Origin of the sequence: Variovorax sp. Varisp85 (genome assembly GCF_047304045.1) — a bacterium.
GTDB lineage: Bacteria > Pseudomonadota > Gammaproteobacteria > Burkholderiales > Burkholderiaceae_C > Variovorax.
In genome coordinates this window covers 1-22389 of sequence record NZ_JBGLYN010000023.1, presented here as the reverse complement: position 1 = coordinate 22389, position 22389 = coordinate 1, and the positions used below count along the sequence as shown (strand labels likewise).

General features: G+C 66.2%; 19 protein-coding genes and 1 pseudogene. 14 read left to right on the top strand and 6 right to left on the bottom strand.

All coding sequences use genetic code 11. The annotated features are described in order from the left end of the window. Positions 1 to 10: 10 nt before the first annotated feature. Positions 11 to 658: a LuxR C-terminal-related transcriptional regulator gene (locus tag ACCC97_RS11760; RefSeq protein ID WP_413332925.1), complete on the bottom strand. Its 648-nt coding sequence runs from the start codon at positions 656 to 658 to the stop codon at positions 11 to 13. 481 nt (positions 659 to 1139) lie between these two features. On the opposite strand from ACCC97_RS11760, the gene ACCC97_RS11755 reads away from it, so the two are divergent. From ACCC97_RS11755 to ACCC97_RS11735, 5 genes are all read left to right on the top strand, one after another. Next, on the top strand, positions 1140 to 4820 hold the full coding sequence (locus ACCC97_RS11755) for a beta strand repeat-containing protein (RefSeq protein ID WP_413332923.1): 3681 nt from the start codon (positions 1140 to 1142) through the stop codon (positions 4818 to 4820). Positions 4821 to 4910: 90 nt separating this feature from the next. Then, complete coding sequence (locus tag ACCC97_RS11750; RefSeq protein WP_007836093.1) at positions 4911 to 6704, top strand: type I secretion system permease/ATPase; 1794 nt, start codon at positions 4911 to 4913, stop codon at positions 6702 to 6704. Further along, positions 6701 to 8425 (top strand): type I secretion system permease/ATPase, encoded by a 1725-nt coding sequence (locus ACCC97_RS11745; RefSeq protein ID WP_007836094.1) that lies wholly within the window; start codon positions 6701 to 6703, stop codon positions 8423 to 8425. Before ACCC97_RS11750 ends, ACCC97_RS11745 begins: the two co-directional genes overlap by 4 nt. A gap of 44 nt (positions 8426 to 8469) precedes the next feature. Beyond that, positions 8470 to 9837 carry an HlyD family type I secretion periplasmic adaptor subunit gene (locus ACCC97_RS11740; protein WP_007836095.1) on the top strand — a complete coding sequence of 456 codons (1368 nt, stop codon included), beginning with the start codon at positions 8470 to 8472 and terminating at the stop codon, positions 9835 to 9837. Between the two features lie 127 nt (positions 9838 to 9964). Next, positions 9965 to 10345 carry a cupin domain-containing protein gene (locus ACCC97_RS11735; RefSeq protein ID WP_007836096.1) on the top strand — a complete coding sequence of 127 codons (381 nt, stop codon included), beginning with the start codon at positions 9965 to 9967 and terminating at the stop codon, positions 10343 to 10345. Between the two features lie 101 nt (positions 10346 to 10446). On the opposite strand, the gene ACCC97_RS11730 is transcribed toward ACCC97_RS11735, so the two are convergent. From ACCC97_RS11730 to ACCC97_RS11715, 4 genes are all read right to left on the bottom strand, one after another. Beyond that, positions 10447 to 10668, bottom strand: coding sequence for an oxidoreductase-like domain-containing protein (locus ACCC97_RS11730; protein ID WP_007836097.1), 222 nt, complete (start codon positions 10666 to 10668; stop codon positions 10447 to 10449). A 108-nt stretch (positions 10669 to 10776) separates the two neighbouring features. Continuing rightward, complete coding sequence (lpxO, locus tag ACCC97_RS11725; protein ID WP_007836098.1) at positions 10777 to 11673, bottom strand: lipid A hydroxylase LpxO; 897 nt, start codon at positions 11671 to 11673, stop codon at positions 10777 to 10779. 93 nt (positions 11674 to 11766) lie between these two features. Continuing rightward, a complete protein-coding gene (locus ACCC97_RS11720) occupies positions 11767 to 12168 on the bottom strand; it encodes an OsmC family protein (protein WP_007836099.1) in 402 nt (133 codons plus the stop codon). A gap of 25 nt (positions 12169 to 12193) precedes the next feature. Then, positions 12194 to 12661 (bottom strand): winged helix-turn-helix transcriptional regulator, encoded by a 468-nt coding sequence (locus ACCC97_RS11715; RefSeq protein ID WP_007836101.1) that lies wholly within the window; start codon positions 12659 to 12661, stop codon positions 12194 to 12196. Between the two features lie 128 nt (positions 12662 to 12789). Here ACCC97_RS11715 and ACCC97_RS11710 point away from each other — a divergent pair, with 128 nt between their 5' ends. After that, entirely contained in the window at positions 12790 to 14091 is a 1302-nt protein-coding gene (locus ACCC97_RS11710; protein WP_007836104.1) for a D-amino acid dehydrogenase, read from the top strand. 12 nt (positions 14092 to 14103) lie between these two features. Here ACCC97_RS11710 and ACCC97_RS11705 read toward each other — a convergent pair whose 3' ends face one another. After that, a complete protein-coding gene (locus ACCC97_RS11705; protein ID WP_007836105.1) occupies positions 14104 to 15186 on the bottom strand; it encodes an aromatic ring-hydroxylating oxygenase subunit alpha in 1083 nt (360 codons plus the stop codon). A gap of 334 nt (positions 15187 to 15520) precedes the next feature. Between ACCC97_RS11705 and ACCC97_RS11700 the strand changes: the two genes are divergently transcribed. The 8 genes and pseudogenes from ACCC97_RS11700 to ACCC97_RS11665 form a co-directional block, all read left to right on the top strand. Next, complete coding sequence (locus ACCC97_RS11700; protein ID WP_007836107.1) at positions 15521 to 16546, top strand: ABC transporter substrate-binding protein; 1026 nt, start codon at positions 15521 to 15523, stop codon at positions 16544 to 16546. Beyond that, positions 16543 to 17070 carry a nucleoside deaminase gene (locus ACCC97_RS11695; RefSeq protein WP_007836108.1) on the top strand — a complete coding sequence of 176 codons (528 nt, stop codon included), beginning with the start codon at positions 16543 to 16545 and terminating at the stop codon, positions 17068 to 17070. Before ACCC97_RS11700 ends, ACCC97_RS11695 begins: the two co-directional genes overlap by 4 nt. A 124-nt stretch (positions 17071 to 17194) precedes the next feature. Then, positions 17195 to 18025: an urease accessory protein UreD gene (locus ACCC97_RS11690; protein WP_007837292.1), complete on the top strand. Its 831-nt coding sequence runs from the start codon at positions 17195 to 17197 to the stop codon at positions 18023 to 18025. Positions 18026 to 18131: 106 nt separating this feature from the next. Continuing rightward, positions 18132 to 19034, top strand: a complete 903-nt coding sequence (locus ACCC97_RS11685; RefSeq protein WP_413332919.1) for an iron-containing redox enzyme family protein — start codon at positions 18132 to 18134, stop codon at positions 19032 to 19034. Continuing rightward, positions 19031 to 19975 carry a methyltransferase gene (locus ACCC97_RS11680; protein WP_413332917.1) on the top strand — a complete coding sequence of 315 codons (945 nt, stop codon included), beginning with the start codon at positions 19031 to 19033 and terminating at the stop codon, positions 19973 to 19975. Before ACCC97_RS11685 ends, ACCC97_RS11680 begins: the two co-directional genes overlap by 4 nt. Next, complete coding sequence (locus ACCC97_RS11675) at positions 19975 to 21069, top strand: hypothetical protein (RefSeq protein ID WP_007837288.1); 1095 nt, start codon at positions 19975 to 19977, stop codon at positions 21067 to 21069. The genes ACCC97_RS11680 and ACCC97_RS11675 overlap by 1 nt, the downstream gene beginning before the upstream one ends. Before the next feature lie 8 nt (positions 21070 to 21077). Next, positions 21078 to 21905, top strand: a complete 828-nt coding sequence (locus ACCC97_RS11670) for a GNAT family N-acetyltransferase (protein WP_413332915.1) — start codon at positions 21078 to 21080, stop codon at positions 21903 to 21905. A gap of 79 nt (positions 21906 to 21984) precedes the next feature. Continuing rightward, positions 21985 to 22389 (top strand): annotated as a pseudogene (locus ACCC97_RS11665) (hypothetical protein); the annotation flags it as partial.

Genomic DNA, 22389 nt, shown 5'->3' with positions numbered 1-22389 from the left:
CCGCGCCTGATCAGGCGAGATGCCAGCGCCGGCTGTGCTGCCCCTGCTTCGCGAACACATGGGCAAGGTGCTTCTTGACTGTGTTGACGCTGATGCCGAGCCGCTCGGCGATCTGCTTGTTGGTCATGTCACGGTACATCAGCGACAGCACCTCGTTCTCTCGCGCGGTCAGTCTCATTGCAGGCGATATCGCACAGGACGCCGGCCGCCCGCCGGCTGCCTTCAATCGCAGCACAGACAGATAAAGCGCCTGCAACACCGGACCCGGGAAGCCCAAGGTGCCTGCCAGCACGGCATCCAGCGATTGCGCGAACTGCTCTGCGCTCGCGGCCCACTCGACGCAGCCGCGCGCCTGACTTCGGATCGCTGCATCCAGCCCGGGCATTGAGGGCGCCTCCCAGCCGAGGAGCCAGTCGGTGGCTGGAAAGCGGCGGCGCAGGTCGTCCAATTTGTTGACTCTTTCCGGCGCAATCAGCGCGATGTCCACCAGCAGCAGACGGGGTGCCTGCAGCAGGCAGCGCGCTTCCAGCTCGGAGATGCCGTTCATTTCCGCGTGCTCGATCCGGTACATCCGCTCGGCCGAGTGCCTCGAGGCCAACAGGCCCAGCCCGGACAACGTCGACGCGCGGCCCGGGCAGGTTGCGACGAGAACCGGCACACGGACTTCGACCGCAGGGCAAGGGGCTGGAGATGGAATCTCCAGGCAAGCTGGCTGAAAGCAGCTCGATGTCCACAGCGCGGGTAGCGCAAACGGCGACAGCGGACGGAAGTCTTGCGTGAACGGCCGCGGATCTGCGTTCCACGCAGGCTCCCGCCCAGCAGGCGACATTGGGACTTCTTCCATGGCTTCCTCCGAGGCGCTTGTTTTGGAGGTATCCGGAAGGTAATGATAAAGACCACGTCATCGTGCAGATAGGTCCGCGGCCCTCGCAAGGTATCAAAAGGTTATGGGCATGAGGGGCACACGCCCGGCACAGCGCGTCATCCCTTGGGTGACAACTTTTATCCTATGGACAGCGCGCCGCCTGGCGGTTCAGCATTCCTCCCTGCTGATACATGGACCTGACTGATTGCCAGCGAACGCGCGTAAATCGGGGCATCAATGCTGTCGGCATTTTTTTCCAAACCGAGGAGTGTTTATGCCTGCGTTAAATCTGACGGCCGGCTCGACCGTCACTCTGGACGAATCCGCCAATTTGCAGAACCTTGCCGATACTCCCGCCATTGCCGGCGACAGTAACGACAATGACATCTCCGCAAGCTCGCTGCCGACGGCCTTCAGCAGCCGCTTGGCGGCCCAGAGTGTCGGCACCGCCATCAACGCCGCTTTGAGCGGCTATGACGGGACCAATGCCGGCACCAACGCATTCACGTTCAGCGTAACCGGCGCGGTCACCGATATCTCCTTCACGGACGCGAACGGCGCTCCGCTCAATGGCTTCGACAGCGGTCTCAACACCGCCGATGGCGAAGACATCTTCCTGTACACCGATCCGACCAACAACAACGTCGTCTACGGGAAGACGGCCCTCAATGTCGTCGTGTTCGCGGCCTACCTGGAGGAGACGGGAACCCCGGTGACCGGCGCCAAGATGTGGATGGTCCAGTATGAAGCGATAGCGAACCCCGATGCGACCAATCCAGACGATGCGGTCAACCTGCTGAACAAGGTCTTCGTCAGCGTCGGCCAGAGTGCGGACTTCAACCTCGCAGGCGCGCCATCCGGCCAGAACCTGTTCCTGATGTTCACGAAGGACAACCCGACGATCGTCAACGGCCGGATTTCCGACGTGACGATCATCGCGACGGGAAAGGACCCGGCAAATCAGTCCGGCGCCAACCCCAACAGCACCGCCGACGACATCAACATCACGACCGGCGACACGATCAACACCAGCCAGGCCGGCGGGCCGACCACGTTCGGCACCAACAGCCAGATGATCACCGAGCAGGAAGGCATCCGCTTCACGTTCGTGACCGGCGCCAGGGCGGACGTCACCATTCCGAACCTGGACCAGAACGAGGCCGATCTGGAGTCGAACATCGACTTCACCGGCATGTTCGGAGCCAGGACCGCCGATTTCGACGTGGTGCAGCTGCAAAGCGGAAAGAGTGCCCAGGTCAAGGTCACCGCGTACAGCACGGCGGTCGAGTCCGGCAACAGCTTCATCGACGGCTATGCGGGCGACCAGGTGGTTTCGATCACGAGCGTGCGCGTACTCGATTCCGTCACCGGGGCGCCTCTGGAAACCTTCTCGAACGGCGCCGAGGGCGCACTGAGTTCGGCCATCGTCATCAGCATCACCAACGGCGTTGCGACGATCACCGGCGTCAAGGCCGGCTACTCGATCGAATACACGACCTCGGCGGACCACAACCGCGTACTCATCGAAAACGGGGCCGCCCTCAATGCCTCGGGCAACACCCACGCCGACTTCGACATCGGGGGTTTCCGGCTGCTGCAGGTTTCCAGCGCAACGGCAGAGGTCGGCTCCATGATGAACTTCGAGGACGACGGCCCGTCCATCGTGCTGGCGACGCCCACCGACACCGCACTGCTCAACACGCAGGACGCCGACACCATCGGAACAAACACCGACTCCGCCACCCAGAACTTCGCGACTGCCTTCGGCACGACTTCGAGCAGCTTCGGAACCGACGGGGCGGGCACGACCGGCTCGAGCTTCGCGCTCGGCGTGAAGACGCAAGGCGGAGATTCCGGGCTCAAGAGCGATGGCGCGACCATCTACCTGTACCTGCTGGGCGGCAAGGTCGTCGGTTCGACTTCCGCCACCGAGGCCGGCGTCGCAGCGGCCAATACCGTCTTCGACCTGGCCGTGAGCGCAACCGGTTCGGTCACGCTGCAGCAGTTCACCGAAATCGACCACGCGCTGCCGGGTGCTTCGTCGAACTACGCGGCCCAGCAGGCCACGCTGGCCGACGATCTGGTCACCCTGACCGATTCCGTGACGCTCACCGATCGCGATGGCGACACCGCTACCGATTCCAAGGTGCTCAACATCGGCGCGAACATCAAGTTCGACGATGACGGCCCGACGATCGTGCTGGCAACGCCAACCGACACGGCGCTGCTCAATACCCAGGACGCCCAGACCATCGCAGCGGCCACCGACTCCGCCACCCAGGACTTCGCGAGTGCCTTCGGCGTGACGTCGAGCAGCTATGGCGCCGATGGGGCGGGCAGCACCACATCGACCTATGCGCTCGGCGTGGCAACGCAAGGGGGAGCTTCAGGACTCACGAGCGACGGCGCAAGCATCAAGCTGTACCTGGTTGGCACGACGGTCGTCGGATCGACCTCCGCCACCGCGGCCGGCATCACGGCGGCCAACACCATCTTCGACCTCACGGTGAGTGGGACCGGTTCGGTGACACTGCAGCAGTTCGCCGAAATCGACCACGCGCTGCCGGGTGCCTCGTCGAACTACGCGGCCCAGCAGGCCACGCTGGTCGACACGTTGATCACCCTGACCAATGCCGTGACGCTCACCGACGGGGATGGCGATACCGCGACCGATTCCAAGGTGCTCAATATCGGCGCCAACATCAAGTTCGACGACGACGGCCCGACGGTGACCTCCATCTCCGACCTCAACGGAACGAACGACGCCCAGCCCATTACGGGGACCTACAACATCTCCGTTGGCGCCGACGACGTGGACAACGCGTCGACCGACGGCATCGTGCTGAACAGCCTGACCGGAACGACCGGCGGCGGGCGGCCCATCACCGATGCAACCGTCTCGCACTTCGCCGAAGACGCCACGACGGTCACCTACAACTTCGGCTTCAACTACTACCCCGGGCCGACGTCGACGACGACGCAGGCGGCAACGGGCACGGTCGTCTTCAACAAGACGGACGGCACCTTCTCCTTCGACCTGGACCAGGTCTTCGGAGGACAAACGACGTTCTCCACGAGTGCGCCGCTGGCATCCTTCAATTACGACACGGAAGGCAACAACTCGCCGGAGATCGTGGTCCAGCAATACAGCAACGACTTCTTCGGCGTGCTTTCGGCCAGGGCGTCCACGCCTCCGAGCGACTCCGGTGACCTGCTGGCAGGCAACAACCACGCCTTTCTGGCGGGCGAAACCTTCACCAGCGAGAGCGCCGGTTTCGTCAACGTCGCAACCAACACCCTCGGCGTGAACTCCGATACCGTCCAATCGGGCGAGTTGCTGAACTTCGACTTCTACAGGTCGAATCCGGTAAGCAACCCCAATCTGACGAGTCCACCGCAGCGCCCAGGAGCGGCCATCGTCGGTACGGACACGGCCTACGCCGACGCGATCAACATCACGATCGACCAGATCACGGACGGCGAGGATGTGGCTGTTCTGCTGAAGTTGTTCAACGCGTCGACAAACACTTCCACGACCAGGCTCCTGATCGCCAACTCTGCGGCGGACTATCAATCGGCCGGAGGAGGTTTGAAGGTCGTCAGCATCGGCGAGGACGACTACGACAGCGCCAACTACCAGATCACGGGCGTGCAGGTCCTGAGCAGCACCGAAGACATCACCGGCACGGGCATCAGCCTGAGCAGCCACAACACGGTGAATCTGACAGCGACCGGCTCGAACTATGCCGATACGGCGGACAACGACGTGTTCAAGATCATCAAGATCGATGTGATCACATCGACGACGATCAATTCGGACGTGGACCTGAACTTTGTGGGTCAGGTGATCGACGGCGATGCCGACTTCGCGGGCTTCAACTTCGACGTCCACCTGGAGATCGACGGCGTGGCCAACCTGATAGGCACGACCCAGCAAACGGAAGCGATCGCATAACGAATCCTGGCGCAAGGGGGCAGCAGAAACGCGGCCCCCTTCTCACCCCGCCTGTGCTCGGGCGTACTGATGTCGAACCTGCGAGGTGGTATGAAGCCTCAGGAAAAGTCTGGCGAGTTGCGGCAGGCGGTGACAACGCTCCGCGCCTACTTCGTGCGGGCGGCCTGGTTCAGTGTTTGCTCCGGCCTTTTGCTGCTGGCGCCGAGCGGGTACATGCTGGAGGTGTATGGGCGAGTGGTGAACAGCCGCAGCCCGCTCACGCTGGCCATGCTGACATTGCTGGTCCTGGCCGCTTACTGCCTGATGGAAATACTCGACTGGGCACGCGCGGAGGTGATGTATCGGGCCGGACAGAAACTGGATCGGAAGATGCGGGACCGCGTGTTCTGCGCCATCTTCGAAGCGGGTCTCAAGCGGCTGCCGGGCGGGACCGTGCAGCCTCTCAACGACCTTCGGACCTTGCGGGAGTTCCTGTATTCACCGCCGTTGCTGGCGTTGATGGAAGCGCCGGTCTCGCTGGTCTTCGTGGGGCTGATGTTCGCCATCAGCCCGGTGCTGGGCCTGTCGGCCGTCGTGGGCTCGCTGCTGCAGGTGTTCGTCGGGTGGATCAACGACCGGAGCACGCGGCCGCCGCTGGTGTCGGCCAATCGCAGTGCGATCGAAGCGCAGCAGTATGCGGACGCCGCGTTGAGAAACTCGCAGGTCATCGAGTCGATGGGCATGCTGCCGGACGTCCATCGCCGCTGGATGGACAAGCGACGCGACTTCCTGCAGCGCGAGGCCATCGCTTCGGACCGTGCCGGGGCCTATCAGGCCGTCAGCAAGTTCCTGCAGGTCGCCATGGGTTCCCTGTTGCTCGGCCTGGGTGCCTGGCTGCTGCTGAAGAACCAGCTCAACGGCGGCGCCGGAATGATGGTCGTCGGCTCGATCCTGGGCGGCCGGGCCCTGGCGCCGCTGGTGCAGCTCGTGACGCAATGGCGCGCGGTGGTGAATGCCTGCGATGCATGGCAGCGTCTGGACAGCCTGTTGGGCGTCATTGCCCAAAGACCGGACACGATGTCCTTGCCGCCGCCCAAAGGCGCGCTTCAAGTCGAAAGCCTCGTTGCCGGCGCTCCGGGCAACGGTCCGGCCATTCTGAAGAACGTGGCCTTCGGCCTGGTGCCCGGCGAGGTGCTCGCCGTCGTGGGGCCTTCTGCCGCGGGGAAGACGACCCTGGCACGCCTGATCGTCGGCCTCTGGCCCGCGACGAGCGGCAAGGTGCGGCTGGACGGCGCGGACGTTTTCGCATGGGACAAGAGCGAACTCGGCCCGCACATCGGCTATCTGCCCCAGGACGTGGAATTGCTCGAGGGCACGGTGGCCGAGAACATCGCGCGCTTCGGGGAGGTGCGGCCTGCGAAGGTCGAGGCGGCAGCTTTGGCCGTCGATCTGCACGCCTGCATCGCGGGCCTTCCGCTGGGCTACGACAGCCCGATCGGCCCCGAAGGGACCATGCTGTCGGGCGGGCAGCGGCAGCGGGTCGCATTGGCGCGCGCGATCTACGGCGAGCCCGCGCTGGTGGTGCTCGATGAACCGAATTCGAGCCTCGACGACGCTGGCGACGCCGCATTGGCGGCTGTCATTTCGAAGCTCAAGGCGCGCGGCACGACATTCGTCGTCATGACGCACCGCTCCAGCGTGCTGGCCGTGGCGGACAAGATGCTGGTGCTGTGCGACGGCGCGATGCAGGCATTCGGCGCACGCGACGAGGTCCTGGCTGCGCTGCGGCAAGCCGGTGAGCAGGCGGTGGACCGGATGCGCAAGGCGGCCAACAGTCCCGTACCGAAGCCGCGCGATGCCGCAACCGCTGCGAGCGCCGCGCTTCAGACGAATCCACTGCCATGAAGAAACCTCCGCTCTTCAACCGCAGCGAACTGGGGCGCGCCCTCTGGGGTTTCCGCAGGGAGTTCCTGCTGGTCGGAATGCTGAGCTTCCTGACCAATCTGCTCATGCTCGCGCCGACCATCTACATGCTGCAGCTGTTCGACCGCGTGCTGGCCAGTCAAAGCGAACTCACCCTGCTCGCGGTTTCCTTGATCACCATGTTCCTTTTCTGTGCGCTGGCCTTGTCGGAATGGCTGCGCTCGCGCCTGCTGGTGCGGGCCAGCCTGCGCTTCGACCGGCAACTGAGCACCCGGGTGTTCAACGGGAGCTTCCAGGCCTACCTCGGCCAGTCGACATCCACCGCGTCCAGACCGTTCGCAGACCTGAACCAGATCCGCCAGTTCCTGACCGGCCTGGGCATCTTTGCGCTCTTCGATGCACCTTGGACGCCGATCTACATCGCGGTGATCTTCTTTCTTCATCCCTGGCTCGGCGTCCTGGCGCTTTGTTTCGCCCTTGTCCAGGCCGCACTGGCCTGGTTCGGCCAGAGGAAGACCGTCGCGCCATCGGAAGCGGCCCTGAAAGCCGCGAGCGAGACGATGAGCGACCTGCAGAGCAAGCTTCGAAACATCGAGGTGCTCGAATCGATGGGCATGGTCGCCAACCTGCAAGAGCGTTGGAATCGCCAGCACGCGGCCTGCATGGACAAGAGCGCTTCCGCGCACGGCTTTGTCAATCGCGTCACCGGCTGGAGCAAATTCATACGCTACAGCCAACAGTCGCTCGCGCTGGGGGCGGGGGCGCTGCTGGTGATCGATGGACAGTTGTCGGCAGGCGCGATGATTGCGGCGAACGTGCTGATGGGCCGCGCCCTCGCGCCCATCGACCAGCTGCTCGGTGCGTGGCGTGGGTTTGTCTCCTGCTGTGCCGCACTCGAACGTCTTGAGAAACTGCTGGCCGACTTCCCCGAGCAGGCGCCTGCCCCTTCCCGAGCCGCGCCCACCGGCGAGATCAGCCTGCAAGGCGTCTTTGCGGAGGCCGCAGGGCGCACGGCCCCCATCCTGAAGAACATTTCGTTTGCGGTCCCCGCGGGAACCGTGGTCGCGGTGCTGGGACCTTCCGGCTCGGGCAAGTCCACGCTGGTGAGGGTGATGGTCGGAATCTGGACGGCATCCCGTGGCGCGGTGCTGCTCGACGGCGTGCCGGTCCGGGGCTGGAATCGTCTCGAACTGGGCCCGCATCTTGGCTATTTGCCGCAGGACGTCGAATTGTTCGGGGGCTCCATTGCCGAGAACATTGCGCGGCTCGGCGAGGTCGACTCGCGCAAGGTCATCGAGGCGGCATCCAGCGCCGGCCTGCACGAGACGATCCTGCGCTTTCCCAAGGGCTACGACACCCCCATCGGGGACGCAGGGCGCCTACTTTCCGGGGGACAGAGGCAGCGCATCGGGCTGGCCCGGGCGCTCTATGGCGACCCATCGCTCATCGTTCTGGACGAGCCGAATGCCAACCTGGACGATGCTGGGGAAGCAGCGCTGCTGCGAGCCATACGCGAGCTGAAGGCCAAGGGGACAACGGTGTTCCTGGTGACCCACCGCCAGGGCGCGGTGGCCGTGGCCGACCGTCTCCTGGTTCTGGGCGATGGCGAACTGACGGCAGACGGACCGCGCGATGCCGTGCTCGCGTCTTTTCGTCGCCCTCGGACCGACGTGCGGCCGGCGGCCTTGGTGCAGTCGGCCTGATCCGGCGCCGTCCTGTCCTCGATTCATCTCGCAGGGAGTCCCAAATGGCCAAACCGAACCTTCTCAGAGACGTGAGTTCCGTCCCCGCGCCGATCGAGGACGATCGATCGCAGGATGCCAATGGACTCGGAAACGAGTTTGGACGCGCAGGGCGAATCGGCGCATGGGCCTTGGTCGCAGGATTCGGCGGGTTTCTGCTGTGGGCCGCATTTGCTCCGCTGGACGAGGGCGTGCCGAGCCAGGGGCAGGTCGCCATCGACACGAAGCGCAAGGCGGTCCAGCACCAGGTCGGAGGCATCCTCAAGGAGGTGCGGGTCGGCGAAGGCGATCAAGTCCAGGAAGGACAGTTGCTGTTCAAGCTCGATGACGCCGCGGCCAGGGCGAGCTTCGAAACGGTGCGGCAGCGCTACCTGGGGTTTCGCGCCATACAAGGCCGCCTGCTGGCCGAGCAGGGGGGACAGGACACCATCGAATTCCATCCGGACTTGCAGGCGGCTGCGGCGGACCCGCTGATCCGGCAACAGATGTTCAACCAGGAGCAACTGCTCAGGTCGCGCCGCGCCGCCTTGCGCGCCGACCTGCAATCGATCGAAGAGAACATCCAGGGCCAGCAAGCTTTGTCCCAAGCCTACGCAAGCATGTTGAGCAGCCGCCGAACCCAGCTTTCGCTTCTCGACGAGGAACTGACCCAGACACGCAAGATGGTTGCCGAAGGCTATGTCCCGCGCACTCGCCAGCTGGAGATGGAACGCCAGGCAGCGGAATCGAGCACCTTCATTGCCGAACTCATCGGCAACATGGGCCGGGCCCGGCGGTCGGTCGCGGAGCTTCGCCAGCGCGCCATTGCCAGGCAGCAGGAATATCACAAGGAAGTGGAGACGCAGCAGGCGGAAGTCAGCCGCGAGGTGCTTGGAGACTTCGAGAAGTTTCTTGCCTTGCGGGACGAACTGGGCCGCACCGAGATCCGTTCGCCCGCTTCGGGCCAGGTGGTGGCGCTGGTGGCGCAGACCGTGGGTGGCGTGATCGCGCCGGGGCAAAAGCTGATGGATGTGGTGCCTGCCAATGAGCCCTTGCTGCTTGAAACGAGAGTGCCACCCCATCTGATCGACCGCGTCCACGCCGGCATGCCGGTGGACGTGCGTTTCTCGACGTTTGCCCATTCTCCGCAGCTCGTGGTGCAGGGCAAGCTGGTTTCGGTATCCGGCGATCTCTTGACGGACGCCCAGACCAACACGAGCTATTTCCTCGCGCGGGTGGCAGTGACGCAGGAGGGCCAGAGTAAGCTGGGCAAACGCTCGCTGCAGCCGGGCATGCCGGTCGAGGTGGTCTTCAAGACGGGGGAACGCTCGCTGCTCGTCTACCTCCTGCATCCGCTCACCAAGCGCATCGCAGCCTCCATGAAGGAAGAATGATCGGTAAAGAAAACACTGCTTCCAGGTCACCGCACGGGTGGCCCAGGACTACTATTCAATCGTTCACGTGCGGCTTGGCACGAGGCTGCCGCGAACCAGTTGCTCACTTCGTGCAAGGAGAGTAGCGATGGCAAGTCCAATGAATGTCAACAAGCTTCAGACGAAATCCCATGACGAACCGGACGAGGTTCGGGAGCCTGAAAAGACCCGGGTCGAAGTGGTCCGTCTCGAGGGGTACACGCTCGGACGCTTCAAGTTCGAGCCCGGGTGGCGCTGGTCGAAGTGCATCAAGCCGGTCGTGGGCACGGACAGTTGCCAGGTGGCTCACGTCGGGTATGCGGTTTCCGGCCGAATCACCGTGCAAATGAATGACGGCTCGCAGGCCGTCATCAAGGAAGGCATGTCGTACACCATCCCGCCGGGTCACGACGCGTGGGTCGAAGGCAACGACTCGTTCGTCGGCCTCGAGGTGATGAGCGCAGAGGAATACGCAAAGCCCAAGAGCTGACCCAGGGCGGAGGCCTCAGGGGCAGAAATCTTCGGGATGATCGAACGGGGATGCGATCGCGAGCGCTCCTTGCCGCGGCCAGGGGCGCCATGTCCGAGCCTTCAACCGAGCATCAGCGAGGCCTCGTCGCGCCAGTAGGCCACGGCGGCAAGCCAGCCCTCCCATACACAGCCGTTGCAGCCGCGACCGCAGCAGGTGGTGGGCTCGGACGGCGGCGCACGCATCGCAAGCCCCGCAGCATCGAGCAATGCCTGCACGCGCGCGATGAGCGCTTGCGCGCCTGCGAGGTTCGTGGGTTCGGGCAGCCGGTCGATGGCGTTCACGGGCGGCAGATCTTCATGCGTCGGGGTTCGATTCGAGCCGAGGGGAAGGCCAATCCTTCACCGCCTTTGGCGTTCAGCAAAGGCCGCGAGAGGCCGGCCCTGGTGGCCCTACCAGAAGATCCAGAGCGCCAGGCCGCCGAAGATGGCCCACTTCACGAGGTAGTACGCCCGCTTGTCCCACGCCTTCAGGCGCTTGCCGATCACGCGGATCTGGTAGATGTACTTGAACGCGCGGTTGATGCCGCCGGTCTTGTCGCCCACGTCGTTGGGCGAACTCGCGGCGGCCAGCAGGTTCTTTGCGAACCAGCGGTTCACGGCGCTGGCCCAGCGGTATTTCAGCGGGCGCTCGATGTCGCAGAACAGGATCACGCGGTCGTGGTCGGTGGTGTTCTCGGCGTAGTGGATGAAGGTCTCGTCGAACACCACGGCCTCGCCGTCGCGCCAGTGGTAGCGCTGGCCGTCCACGTCGATGTAGCAGCCTTCGACGCCCGGCGTCCACAGGCCCAGGTGGTAGCGCAGCGAACCGGCGAAGGGATCGCGGTGGCGCACCAGGCGGCTGCCCGGGGGCAGTTCGGCGAACATGGCGGCCTTGATGGTGCCGATGCCCTTCAGCAGTTCGGTGGTGCGCGGGCACAGCACGGCGGCCGAGGGATGCGCCTCGTCGTACCACTTCAGGTAGAAGCGCTTCCAGCCGCTCTTGAAGAAGGAGTTGAAGCCCACGTCGTTGAACTGGCTCGATGCCTTGATGCTGCCGCCATTGCGCATGGCCAGCGCTTCCTCGCGGATGACCTCCCAGTTCTCTTCGAGCACGCGCATCTCGGGGAACTGCGCGGGCGACAGGTACGGTGTACCCGGCACCTTCGAGAAAAGGTACATGAAGACGTTCAGCGGAGCGAGGAAGGTCGAGTGGTCGGAGAGCTGCCTGAAGAAGCGATGCCGCACCTGGCCGCGGAAATGAACGTAGAGCGCACTGAGCGCGAAGATGGCGAGAATGACCCACTTCATTGTTGAAAGTGTCCTGTAAACGGCACCGGCTAGTGTAAATCCTTGCCCCAAAACGGACCTGACCACGCCTTTTGGCCGTGCGGCACCTGGCGCTCAGTCCGCCCAGCCGGTCTCGATCTCGGTCTTCACCTCGGTCATGAGCTTGTGCACCGGGCACTTGCCCGCCACGCGCAGCAGTTCGTCGCGCTGCGCTTCGCTCAGGTCGCCGCTCAGGCGCAGGCCCGACTTGAGGCGGTAGACGCCCTTGCGCTCCTCGCTGGCGTCGCGGTCGACCACGACCTCGATGTCTTCCACCGGGATGCCCTTGCGGCGCGCGTAGATCAGCACCGTGAGCGCCTTGCATGCGGCGAGCGAAGCGTCGTACAGGTCATGCGGCTCGGGGCCCGCGTCGCTGCCGCCGCCCGCGGGCGAGGCGTCGACCGGAATCTCGTGGTTGCGGATCTTGAGGATGTGGCGCGTGCCGGTGGTGCCGTCGCGGCGAATCGAAATGGTCATGCCTGTCCTTGAATGAGGTGTGTGCTCAGCGGTCGACCGCCAGCATCAGCGTTTCCTTGATTTCTTCCATCACCACGTAGCTGTGCGACTCGGCCGCCACCGGCAGCTTCTTCAGGATGTCGCCCAGCAGGTGCCGGTACTCGCTCATGCCGCTCAGGCGCGCCTTCACGAGGTAGTCGAAGCTGCCCGACACCAGATGGCATTCGAGCACCTCGGGCATGTGCAGCAGCTCCTTGCGCACCTTGTCGAACACGTCGCCCGACTTGGCGGAGAGCTTGATCTCGACGAACACCAGCAGCGTCTTGCCCAGTGCCTCGGGCGACACGTGCGCGTGGTAGCCGGTGATGACGCCGTCGCGCTCCATGCGCTTCACGCGCTCGGCGCAGGGCGAGGCCGACAGGCCGATGTGCTCGGCCAACTCGGTCATGGAAACGCGGCCCTGGCGCTGCAAAAGGTCGAGGATGCGGCGGTCGATTCGGTCGAGTTCGGGCATTTCACTTCTGGCGCGGCGTTGGACGATGAGTCTCAGTGAATTTCGCTGCCAATTCACTGAAAACGATGGAATCCACTGCATTGTGCACTTTAGATTCCACTCATTCCATCTGAATCGGCGAATACACCATGAAAGTCATCGTTCTCGGCGGCGGCGTGATCGGCACCACCACGGCCTACTACCTCGCGCGCTCGGGCGCCGAGGTCACCCTGCTCGACCGGCAGGCCGGCCCCGCCGAGGAAACCAGCTTCGGCAACGCCGGCCAGGTGTCGCCGGGCTACTCCACGCCGTGGGCCGCGCCGGGCATTCCGCTGAAGGCGATCAAGTGGATGTTCAAGAAACACGCGCCGCTGTCGATCCGCCCCGACGGCACGCTGTTCCAGCTGCGCTGGATGGCCGCGATGCTGCGCAACTGCTCGCCCGAGGCCTATGCCGTGAACAAGGAACGCATGATGCGCGTGGCCGAATACAGCCGCGGCTGCCTGCAGCAATTGCGCGCCGACACCGGCCTGCAGTACGAGCAGCGCACCGGCGGCACGCTGCAGCTGTTCCGTACGCAGGCCCAGCTCGACGCGGTGCAGCGCGACATCGCGGTGCTCGAGGAATGCGGCGTGCCCTACGAACTGCTCGACCGCGACGCCCTCGCCCGCGTCGAGCCCGCATTGGCCGGCGCGCGCGACCGCCTCACGGGTGGCCTGCGCCTGCCCAACGACGAAACCGGCGACTGCCACCTGTTCACGCGCGGCCTCGCCGAGATCGCCCGCGGCCTGGGCGTCGACTTCCGCTTCGGCCAGACCATCGACGCGCTGGAAACCGACGGCGGCCGCATCACCGGCGTGCGCACCACCGCCGGCAAGATCCTCACGGCCGACCGCTACGTGATGGCCTTCGGCAGCTACTCGCGCGCCGCCATCGCCTCGCTGGGCCTCGACATCCCGGTGTACCCGGTCAAGGGCTATTCGCTGACCGTGCCGCTGCTCGACGAATCGCTCGCGCCGCAATCGACGGTGCTCGACGAGACCTACAAGGTGGCCGTCACGCGTTTTGACAACCGCATCCGCGTGGGCGGCATGGCCGAGCTCGGCGGCTTCGACCTGCGCCTGAACCCTGCACGCCGCGCCACGCTCGAGAAGGTGGTGACCGACCTGTTCCCCGGCGGCGACGTGCCCCGCGCCAGCTTCTGGACCGGCCTGCGCCCGATGACGCCCGACAGCACGCCCATCGTCGGCGGCACGCGCTATGCCAACCTGTTCCTCAACACCGGCCACGGCACGCTGGGCTGGACCATGGCCTGCGGCTCGGGCAAGCTGATCTCCGACATGGTGATGGGCCAGCGCCCGGAGATCCGCACCGATGGCCTTGCGATGGACCGCTACGAACAGGGCTCGTCGCACGCAACGCGCCCGAACCCGGCGACTGCCCCGGCTTGATGCGGAGGCCGCTCAGGCGGCCTTTGCAATCGGAATCACGGCACTGCTCATGCCGCGATAAACCTCCGCCTCGCCATGCTTCGCCAGCAGCTGCATCAGGTGCTTGCGAATCAGCATGCCGGGCCGATCCGATTCCATCGAATACTCCACGCCGCGCCGCCGCGTATCGACCAGCGCATCGGGGTCGGTCGATTCGAGGATGTCCTTGTCCTCGCGCGTCACCGCGTCGTCGAAGTCGATCAGCATCTGCGCCGTGCAGTCAGACTCTGTGTCGTTGCGGAACAGCCATTGGCACAGCTGCATGCGGCCGTCGTCAATGGGCGTGAAGCAGTTGATGATGATGTGGCGCACGCCGCTCGGGTACTCGATGTCGAGCCGGCGCGAGAACGGCAGGTAATACGCGTTGCGCATGTGGCGCGTGGTGATCGGATCGGTCACGCCGCTGATCGCATGGAACTTCACCGGGTTGGCCGCATCGATGACCGTCTCCGCGTAGAAGCCCGACTCGTTCTCCACCAGTTCGTACTTGCTCGGCTTCGGGCTCGCGGCCACGCCGAAGGTGGCACGGTGCACGAAGCTGAAGTGCGAGTTGTCGAAGGAATTCTCCAGCGCGCGCATCGGGCTGGTCTGCCACTCTTCGTAGAACTGGAAGATCGTGCGGTAGCCCGGGTCGTCGAACTCCGCAATGGCCGGGATGTCGGCAATGGGCTCCTCGAGCGCCACCCACGCATAGCCATAGCGCGCCGTGCAGCGGTAGGCCGTGGTGCGGTACTCGGGCGAGATCTTGCGGTCGGGCTCGTACTGCGGAATGCGGATGACCTGGCCGCTGCGGTCGTAGGTCCAGCCGTGGTAGCCGCACTGGATGGCGCCGGTGCCGCAGGTCCGGCCCTCTCCGTCCACGCACCAGCCCTTCGAGAGCTTCGCGGTGCGGTGGCAGCAGCGGTCCCGCAGCGCCGCGGGCTGGCCGTCGGCGTCGATGAAGAGAACGATGTCTTCGCCCAGCAGCCTGAAAGGCTTCGGGCCGCCGGCCAGTTCGGTGAGCGGCATGACGGCATGCCAGAACTTGCGGAAGACGGGTTGTTGGGTGACGAGCATGCGCGGACTCCTTCGGTGGTCGTGTGGGGGACGAACTGAAAGAGCAATTTCCCACCATCGACGGGAACCGTCGCGTGGCTGAACGCTTCTACTCTGCGCAACCTGCCTTGCAAATTGCGCGCCCGGATTGTGGCGCGGCTTCCTGGTCGGCGCACGTTTTCCCTTGCAATGCCCGAGCAAAATCCCTTGGCATGCGTCGTGCATGACCCACCGCAAGAGTAGAAGCGTTCAGCAGCGCACGCACCACGAACGTGCGCCCGCCCGGAAATTGCTCTTGAAACGCCTGCCGCATTTTTGCGGAGGGATTCAAGAACCGAAGCTTCCGAGGCCCCACATGCAACGCCGATCCTTCCTCGCGGCCAGCGCCGCCACCCTTGCCGCTCCCGCCGTCTTCGCGCAGGGCGGCGCCAGGCTCACCCCGCTCAAGTTCACGCTCGACTTCCGCATCAACGGCCAGACCGCGCCCTTCTTCCTCGCGCAGACCAAGGGCTACTATAGGGACGAGGGGCTCGACGTGAGCATCGACACCGGCGCCGGCTCGGTGGCCTCCATCACCCGCATCGCCAGCGGCGTCTACCAGCTCGGCCTGGGCGACATCAGTTCGCTGGTCGAGTTCAATGCGCAGAACCCCGGCACGCCGATGGTGCAGGCCGTGTACCAGTACTACAACCGCGCACCGTTCGCGATCATCGGCCGCAAGGACCGCGGCGTGACCGGCGATTTCAAGAGCCTCGCGGGCAAGAAGGTGGCGGCCGCCGCCGTCGAATCGACCCGCCGTGCATGGCCCCTGGTCGCGCGCAAGCAGGGTATGCGCGCCGACGCCTTCCAGTGGCAGACCACCGACTTCAGCGCGCGCGACAACGTGATGGTGCGTGGCGACGTCGATGCCGCCACCTACTTCCACGACTCGGCCGTGTCGCTGTTCGCGCGCATGAAGCCCGAGGAACTGTCGGTGCTCAAGTACGCCGACGCTGGCGTCAACCTGTACGGCAACGCGATCCTTGCAGGCAGCAATCTCATCGCGCAGAACCCGAAGGTGGTCGCGGCCTTCCTGCGCGCGAGCAACCGCGCCATCGTCGAGACTTTTTCCAATCCGGCGCCGAGCATCGCGGCCATGCGCCAGCGCGAGCCCATCCTCGATGAGAAAATCGAACTCGAGCGCTGGGGCATCACCGCGCAGTACGTGGGTGCGGCCGACACGCGCGATCATGGCCTCGGCGACATCCGGAAGCTCTTGCTCGAACAGCAGGTCGACGAAGTGGCCGATGTCTTCGGCCTCAAGATCAAGCCCGCGTCCGACGCCATCTTCAATACTTCGATGCTTCCATTGCGCATCGAACGCTCCCTTCCCAAAGCATGAATTTCCACAGCGACACCCACACCGTCATCTATCCCGCCGAAACAGCACTCGATGAACGCGACGGCCGCTATCTGCGCAAGGCCATCGTCTGGTCGCACGCGGCGCGCCGCCGGGGCAACCGCCCCTTCGGCTGCGTCATCGTCTCGGCCGCCGGCGAAGTGCTGGCCGAAGCCGGCAACAGCAATGCCGAGACCGGCGACTGCACGGCGCATGCAGAAATCAATGCGCTGCGCGCGCTGGCCGAGCGCAAGCTCCCGCGCGAGGAACTCGCGGGCGCCACGCTCTATGCCTCGGGCGAACCCTGTGTGATGTGCGCCGGCGCGATCTTCTGGTCGAACATCGGCCGCGTGGTGTTCGGCATCGATGCCGAGCGCCTGCGCGTGTTCCGCGGCGAGCGGCAGGACCAGCGCGATGCCGAGCTGTCGTGCCGCGATGTGTTCCGCGCCTCGCCACACCCGATCGAATGCATCGGGCCGGCACTCGTCGACGAAGCGAGTGCCGCGCACGACGGCGCCTGGAAGTAGGGCTCGCCCCCAGGCTTCGCGCACTTCGTGTCGCTTCGCCAACCCCCTACCGGGGGCAACACCGGCGGCCCGGCGAAGCCGGTTCCGCGGTGTTCCACGAAAACACCCCGACTAGACTCCGCGAATGCCCTGGCACGCCCGTCTCCATCTCTCCTACCAGCGGGAATCCGCCCGCACCGTCGCCCGCTTCCGCCATGACGGCCCGCTGCGCATCCTGCAGAGCCTGTACCCCGAGGGCGATGCCGTCTGCCACAACGTGCTCGTGCATCCGCCGGGCGGCCTGGTGGGTGGAGACACGCTCGACCTCGGCATCGAGGCCGCCGACGGCAGCCATGGCCTGATCACCACGCCCGGCGCCTCGCGCTTCTACCGCTCCGAAGGCGAGCTGGCGCTGCAGCGCACGCGCATCCGCCTCGCAGCCGGCGCGCGGCTCGAATGGCTGCCGCTCGAAGCCATCTGCTACAGCGGCTGCCAGGCAGAGAACCGGCTTTCCATCGAGATCGAGCCCGGCGCCGAGCTGATCGGCTGGGACATCACCGCGCTCGGCCTGCCGAATGCCAACCAGCCCTTCGAGCGCGGCAGCTACCTGCAGCACATCGAGGTGCCCGGCGTGTGGCTGGAGCGCGGACGCATCGACGCGGCCGACCACCGGCTGCTGCAAAGCCCCATTGGCCTCAACGGCCACCGCTGCCTGGCCTCGCTGTTCTTCGTGGCGGGCTCGCCGGTAGCGCGCGCCCGGCGCGAGGCCCTGCTGGCGCACGCACGCTCACTGCTCGAAGCGAGCCCGCTGTTCGGCAGCGCAGGTGCCACCAGCCCGCATGCCGAAGTGGTCGTGCTGCGCGTGCTCGCGCCCGTGGTCGAGCCCGCGATGCAGTTGCTGCGGCAAGTCTGGCAGGCATGGCGCGGCGAGCTGTGGCAGCTGCCCGCGGCCACGCCGCGCATCTGGGCGACCTGAGCCCGATCTTCGCCCCTGGGGCCAATCTGTAGGCGCCGTCTGACGGACAGCCGCTTTGCAAAGGCGCACGCTGCCTCTTTTGCCCAGCGGATGACGAGGATCGGCCATGTCTCCAGACAACGCCCCGAACGCCCACACCCATGCGGAAACGCAGCTTCATCGGCATCTGGCGCACTTCAACGCCGCACGGCTGAAGTTCGGCAGCCCGTCGCCCCACTGGCAGGATGAGCTCGCCCGAGAGCATGAATGCCGCCTGATCGAAGGCAGGTACCTCGAAGCCCTGCGCACCACGGTGCAGGTGGCGGCATCGGCCTCGGCCGGCAATGCGGACCATTTCGCCAACTGGTTCGCGTCGCTCGCGCGCACGGGCCCCGGCCAGCATCACCCGCTGTTCGACTGGCTGGCTCAGGAAGCCACCCTGCCGCAGATGCGCTGGTTCCTCACGCAGGAGGCCGCAGGCGAAGCGGGCTTCGAAGACCTGCTGGCCTGCACCCAGGTCAAGCTGCCGCCGCAGCCCAAGCTCGAATGCGCGCGCAACTTCTGGGACGAGATGGGCCATGGCAAGCGCAGCGCCATGCACGGCCAGATGCTGGAGCACATGGTGCGCGAACTCGACCTGCATCCGGCCATCGACACCACCGTATGGGAGTCGCTCGCGCTGGCCAACACCATGGTCGGGCTGGCGACCACGCGGCGCTACGCGTACCACGCCATCGGCGCGCTCGGCGTCATCGAGCTCACGGCCCCCGGGCGGGTGAAGCAGGTGGCGGCCGGCATGCGCCGCCTGGGCCTGAGCGGCCGTGCGCGCGCCTACTTCGACCTGCATGCGGCGCTCGACGTGTCGCACTCGCGCGCGTGGATACGCGAGGTGATCCGGCCGCTGGTCGAGGCCGATCCGTCCTGCGGGCAGTTCATCGCCGAGGGCGCGCTGATGCGGCTCGTTTGCGGAGAGCGCTGCTTCGCGCGCTACACCGCCGAACTGCAACAAGCCGAGGAGGTCGCCGCATGATGAACGCAGCCGGCGTGCTGCGCCAGGTGGCGGCCACGGGCTATCGCTTCACGACCGTCACGCCCTTGACCCACCAGCGCGTGCTCGCGCGGCGCGGGCGCGAGCCGGGAGCGACGCTGCGCGACATCTTCGGCTGGAACCTGCCGTTCGAAGCGGGCACCGTGCCGCCGGAACTGCTGGCCGGCATGGAGCAGGCCGGCATCGTGCGCTGCACAGGGTCGCTGCTGCGCAGCACGGTGCGCATAGCCAGCCTCGGCGACGACCTGTTCTTTCACTCGGCCTACCCGACGGTCGAGGAGAACGCCGTGTTCTTCGGGCCCGACACGCATCGCTTCGGGCGTTTCATCCGCTATGCGCTGAACCCGCGCAAGACAAAGCAGCCGCTGCGCGTGCTCGACGTGGGCTGCGGCAGCGGCGCGGGCGGCATTGCGGTGGCGCGTGCGCTGGCGGCGACGGACACGCCCTGCACGATCGTGATGAACGACATCAATCCGCTGGCGCTGGAGTACACGGCCGTCAATGCGGAGGCCGCCGGCATCCCTGTGACGCTCGCGCAGGGCGATGCGCTGTCGGCGGTCGAAGGCGACTTCGACCTCATCGTGTCGAACCCGCCCTACCTCGACGATGCCGCGCAGCGCGCCTACCGCCACGGCGGCGCACGGCTCGGGCGGGCGCTCGGCGTGCGCATCGCGGCCGAGTCGCTGAAGCGGCTGGCGCCGGGCGGGCAGCTGCTGCTCTACACCGGCGTGGCGATGGTCGATGGCGAAGACCCGTTCCTTGCCGAGATACGGCCGCTGCTCACCGCGCCGGGTTTCGAGTGGTCGTATGCCGAGATCGATCCCGACGTGTTCGGCGAGGAACTGGAACGCCCGGTGTATGCGCACATCGACCGCATCGCCGCCGTCGGGCTCGTTGCCGCGCGCACAGCGGAGGCCGCGTGATGGCCGCCGGACTCGACCTCGGCGCCGACACCGCGCGGCTCGCCGTGGTGCGCGAATGCAGCGTGCTGGAGCGCATGCCCAAGTGGCTCATCTGCGTGCCGCTGGTGGTGCAGTGGCTGTGGCTGTCGCTGCGCTACGGCGGTGCCACCTTGCCGTCGGCGGCCAACCCGCATCTCACCTCGGGCGGACTGGTGGGCGAAGGCAAGCTCGAATACTTCCGCGGCATGGGGCCGCTGGCGCGCTCGCTCACGGCCGACTACTGCGCGGTGTTCAACGATGGCACGGCGAACGAAGACTCGTTGCGGCGAATCATGGCTGAGAACGGCCTCGCATTCCCCATCGTCGCCAAGCCCGACCTGGGCCTGTGCGGCTACGGCGTTCGCCTGCTGCCCGACATGGCTGCGCTGCGGGCGTACCTGGCCGCCTTTCCTTCCGGCGAAACGGTCGTGCTGCAACGCTACCTGCCGCAGGAAGGCGAGGCAGGCATCTTCTACGCACGCGATCCCGTCACCGGCGAGGGCCGCATCATCGGCCTCGCGCTGCGCTACTTCCCGCGCGTGACGGGCGACGGCCGCAGCACCGTGGCGCAGCTCGTGGCGGCCGACGTGCGCGCGCGCCGCATCGCGCGCTCGCCGCGCCACGAATGCAGCGTGCCGTCCGAGAGCGTGCCGGCCGCCGGCCAGCAGGTTCGGCTGGCCACCATCGGCTCGACCCGCGTGGGCGGGCTGTACCGCGACGGCGCGGCGCTCATCACGCCCGAGCTGGTGCGTGCCATCGACGCCATCGCGCGCGACATGCCCGACTTCCATTTCGGGCGCTTCGACGTGCGCTGCGAGAACCTGCGCGAACTCGGCGCCGGGCGCGGCTTCACCATCATGGAGATCAACGGCGCGGGATCCGAAGCCATCGAGGCCTGGGACCCCGACATCGGCGTGCTGCAGGGCTTTCGCATGGTCTTCGCCAAGCAGCGGCTGCTGTTCGCCATCGGCGCAGCGCAGCGCAAGGCCGGCGTACGGCCCATCGGCCTGCTCGCCCTCGCACGGCTCAACCGGCGGCAGAACCGCCTGGTCGACCGCTATCCGCCATCCAACTGAATTGCCGCATGCACATGGACATCACCGCTTCGCACGCCCTGCCCCGCCGTTCGCTCGCGCCGCTCGCTGCCGCGGCGCCCATGCTGGAAACCCGCTGGGCCGATTGCGAAGAGGACGTGCGCGACGCCCAGCGCCTGCGCTTTCGCGTGTTCGCGCAGGAAATGGGCGCCCGTCTCGCGCCACCCGAAGGCACGCCGCCCGGACTCGATGCCGACCGCTTCGACCCCTTCTGCGACCACCTGCTGGTGCATGCGGTGGACCCCGTGCACGGCCGCGGCCCGCTCATCGGCACCTACCGCGTGTTGACTCCGGAAGCAGCGCGCCGCGCGGGCGGCTTCTACACCGACACCGAGTTCGACCTGGCGCCGCTCGCGCCGCTGCGTGCGCGGGCGCTGGAGCTGGGCCGCTCGTGCGTGGATGCGGATTGGCGCTCGGGCAGCGTGATCATGGCGCTGTGGGCCGCGCTGGGGCAGTACATGGTCGACCACGCACTCGACACCATGATCGGCTGCGCCAGCATCGGGCTCGACGACCAGGGCCTGACTGCCGCGCGGCTGTGGCACCAGCTGTGCCGCACGCACCTGGTCGAGCAGCGCTGGCGCGTGGAGCCACGCATCGCACTGCCGCTGGACACCGATGCAGAAGCCGATGCCGACAGCGACACCGCGCCTCCCGCCGCGCCGCCGCTCATCAAGGGTTACTTGCGCTGCGGCGCGCGCCTGCTCGGCCCGCCCGCGCTCGATGTCGCGTTCAACACCGCCGACCTGCCGATGATGCTGCGCGTGGACGACGTGTCGCCGCGCTACCGCCAGCATTTCTTCGGCGTCGCCGCGTGACGTTGCGGGCGCGATCACGGCGCGCCCGGGCGCTTGGGATACAGTCCCGCACCTCACGCCCTCACGCCCCACCGCCAGAGTGAACTTCAGAAAATCCGCCAACAGCCTTGTTGTTCGCCTGCTCATGATGGGCCTTTTGATGGCGGTGGTGGGAACCGCCGGCAGCTACATCCAGCTCAGCCGCTTCCTGCGGGAGGAGCTGACCCGATCGGTGGCGGTGCAGCAAACGGCGCTGGCCGCCTACGTGGCGCGCAACGTCGACAACTACCTGGGCGAGCGGTTGTCGTTCCTCGAACGCCTGGCGGCCACCCTGCCGCCGGAACTCCTGACGCAGCCCGACCGGCTGCGGGGATGGCTGGCGGAGCGCAGCACGCTGAGCCCGGTCTTCCCGCTCGGCCTGATGGTCGCGGACGCCACCGGCAAGCGGCTCGACGGTACGGGGCAGCTCGCAACGGACGGTTCGGAATTCGCGTCCGCGCGCGCA